The organism is Okeania sp. SIO2B9 (genome assembly GCF_010672505.1).
GTDB classification, from domain to species: Bacteria; Cyanobacteriota; Cyanobacteriia; order Cyanobacteriales; family Microcoleaceae; genus Okeania; species Okeania hirsuta.
This window is the reverse complement of sequence record NZ_JAAHGK010001272.1, coordinates 1-2,196: the sequence shown is the minus strand read 5'-3', so window position 1 is coordinate 2,196 and position 2,196 is coordinate 1. Positions and strand designations below refer to the sequence as shown.

The 2,196-nt window shown below is 32.0% G+C and carries 4 protein-coding genes; all 4 read left to right on the top strand.

Features of this window, described 5'->3' with window-relative positions; translation table 11 throughout:
* The first annotated feature begins 377 nt into the window (after positions 1 to 377).
* Positions 378 to 917, top strand: a complete 540-nt coding sequence (locus F6K13_RS29735) for a hypothetical protein (protein ID WP_124143684.1) — start codon at positions 378 to 380, stop codon at positions 915 to 917.
* A 6-nt stretch (positions 918 to 923) separates the two neighbouring features.
* Positions 924 to 1,409 carry a hypothetical protein gene (locus tag F6K13_RS29730; RefSeq protein WP_124143685.1) on the top strand — a complete coding sequence of 162 codons (486 nt, stop codon included), beginning with the start codon at positions 924 to 926 and terminating at the stop codon, positions 1,407 to 1,409.
* Positions 1,410 to 1,461: 52 nt separating this feature from the next.
* The gene (locus F6K13_RS29725; protein ID WP_161565048.1) at positions 1,462 to 1,608 is read left to right on the top strand and encodes a hypothetical protein; all 147 of its coding nucleotides are present in this window, start codon (positions 1,462 to 1,464) and stop codon (positions 1,606 to 1,608) included.
* 316 nt (positions 1,609 to 1,924) lie between these two features.
* Positions 1,925 to 2,062 (top strand): hypothetical protein, encoded by a 138-nt coding sequence (locus F6K13_RS29720; RefSeq protein WP_161564768.1) that lies wholly within the window; start codon positions 1,925 to 1,927, stop codon positions 2,060 to 2,062.
* The last annotated feature ends 134 nt before the right edge of the window (positions 2,063 to 2,196 follow it).

Here is a 2,196-nt window from a genome sequence, read left to right as displayed (position 1 = left end):
ATTCTGAAGCGACATCTCTGACATGACCATTAGTGCATTGAAATTCTTGAGCAATTTCCGAATATTTTTTACCTTGAAAAGTACCTCTTAATATTACTTGTTGGAGGTCGTCTAAATGTTTTCCTGTTTTGTTAAATATGAGATGGTCAGCTAAATTTAATATTTCTTGGATATCCATAGATAAGGTAAGTAGGAGAGTTTTGTATATTTTAATCCGACATTACCCTACACCATAAATTTTTTAACCAAATTTAATGACGAAAGAGAGATTTTTCAATCATTAAACTCCCTACTTTTACAGATTATTCCCTACTGACAATAAAAAAAATTTGTGATGGAATTGAAAAAGAGCAAACATTAAGTCGTTAAGTTGATTTATGACTGAAGAATCAGAGCTAGTTCAATTAATTATAGAGAATTTTTCTGAGATTCTGAGATATTTACAGCAACAATATGATGAGTTACCCCCGGAACTGAAAAAGGTTGTTGAAAGTATACCCGATTTTTTAAGTGATCTTGAAACAGATAGTCAACTTATTAACAAACGGGAAGTTTATGAAATTATTGCCGAATTTCTCCAAAAAAACTTAAATGAAGAACTACCTTTATGTCTGGATGCTACTCATATTATTTGCGAGGAAAATGACCCAAGGTTACTAAAAGAAAGAACTGGAGATGCAGAAAAACTTGCTGAGGATGCCAAAGAATTAATTTTAAGTATTAAAGTGCATTACGAGCTATTAAAGAATCTCACATATAATCGGAAAACTGAATTTTTTTATCATAAAAAAAATCAACCAGCAGTTAAAAAAGTAGAAGAGGAATTAGATTGGGATAGAATTCCTGGTGATGTCCGATCAAGCTATTTAATTGAAGGTCAAAAAATCTCAACTTTTAAACTTTATCCAATAGAGTAGAAAATTATGGAACAATTTTTAATAGCTATAGCAATAGCATTAGGATTAGCAGCAGTTGCAGTAGCTGTAGTAGCAAGATTTTGGAAGCAAATTCTAAAATGGGCGGAAGATAGCCTTTTTCCTTGGATTAAAACTAATATTCCATGGATTGAAAGTGAAGTAAGACAAGTATTTAGTGCTGTAGATAATGTTGCTGTTGCTACCCGTAATATTTTTCGTAAAGCGTGGGAAAAGTTACGTGAATATTTGCTAAAGCTAGTAATAAAACTAGAAAGAAAATCATCAGGTGAATGGAAAAAACGAGTCACATCTTGGAAAATAAAAATTGAATCTGGTCAAAAAGTTCCGGTAAGAACGGAGACAGAAGAAGTAGTAGATTGGGAGGATTTACCTCAAGATGTTCGTGAAGAGTGGTTAAAACAAGAGAAAAGTAAGGTTGAAATTGATGTAACTGAGTATCGCGACCGGGAAATTATGGAAATGTATACTTAGTCAAGTAGAATTTTTAAAAGGAAAAACTCTGACTATCTGGAGGTGAAAAAAAATGGATAAAAAGTTGGGTGAATATTTGCTAAAGCAAGTAATAAAACTAGAAATATCATCATCAGGTGGATGGATAAAGCAAATTACATCTTCGGCAATTAAAATCTTTGAATCTGGTAAAAAAGTTCCGGTAAAAGTTTACCCATAAAAAGAAGTAGATTGAGATGAAATACCTCCAAATGTTCGTGCATAGTTTTTACGCCGTGAGAAAAGTAAGGCTGAAATTTATGTAACTAAATCTCGCGATCGATAAATTTATGAAATGGATATATCTGCTTAGTCAAGTAGAATTTTTCAGAGGAAAAACTATGGCTTTTTATTGGTAAAAAGAAATGGATAATATAAAAATTGCTTTGCTTTCTATTTCTGGAATTATAGGTTTAGGTTCTGGAGCATTTTATTTTTTAAGCAAACAGAATGAGACAGAAACTTGCACCAATATTGATAGATAGTTTGAGGAAAGATTGGCAATTTCATTAGCAGAAAAGTTAGCCGAATCGACTGAAGAAGTTTTAGCAACACTTCAAGGTACATCAAATCCTATAATCACCGATAAAATTCGTGAAATAATTGATTCTGCTAGGTTAACTTTTACAAGATAAAAATCTATTAATGACATAGAGATTTGCCTAAAAGTAGATTATGTTAATGGTAAACCTTTCTCGGTAGCTACTGACTGGACCTGGGATGAATTACCACAAACAATTAGGTCTGAATTTCTCCGAAGTGATAATAA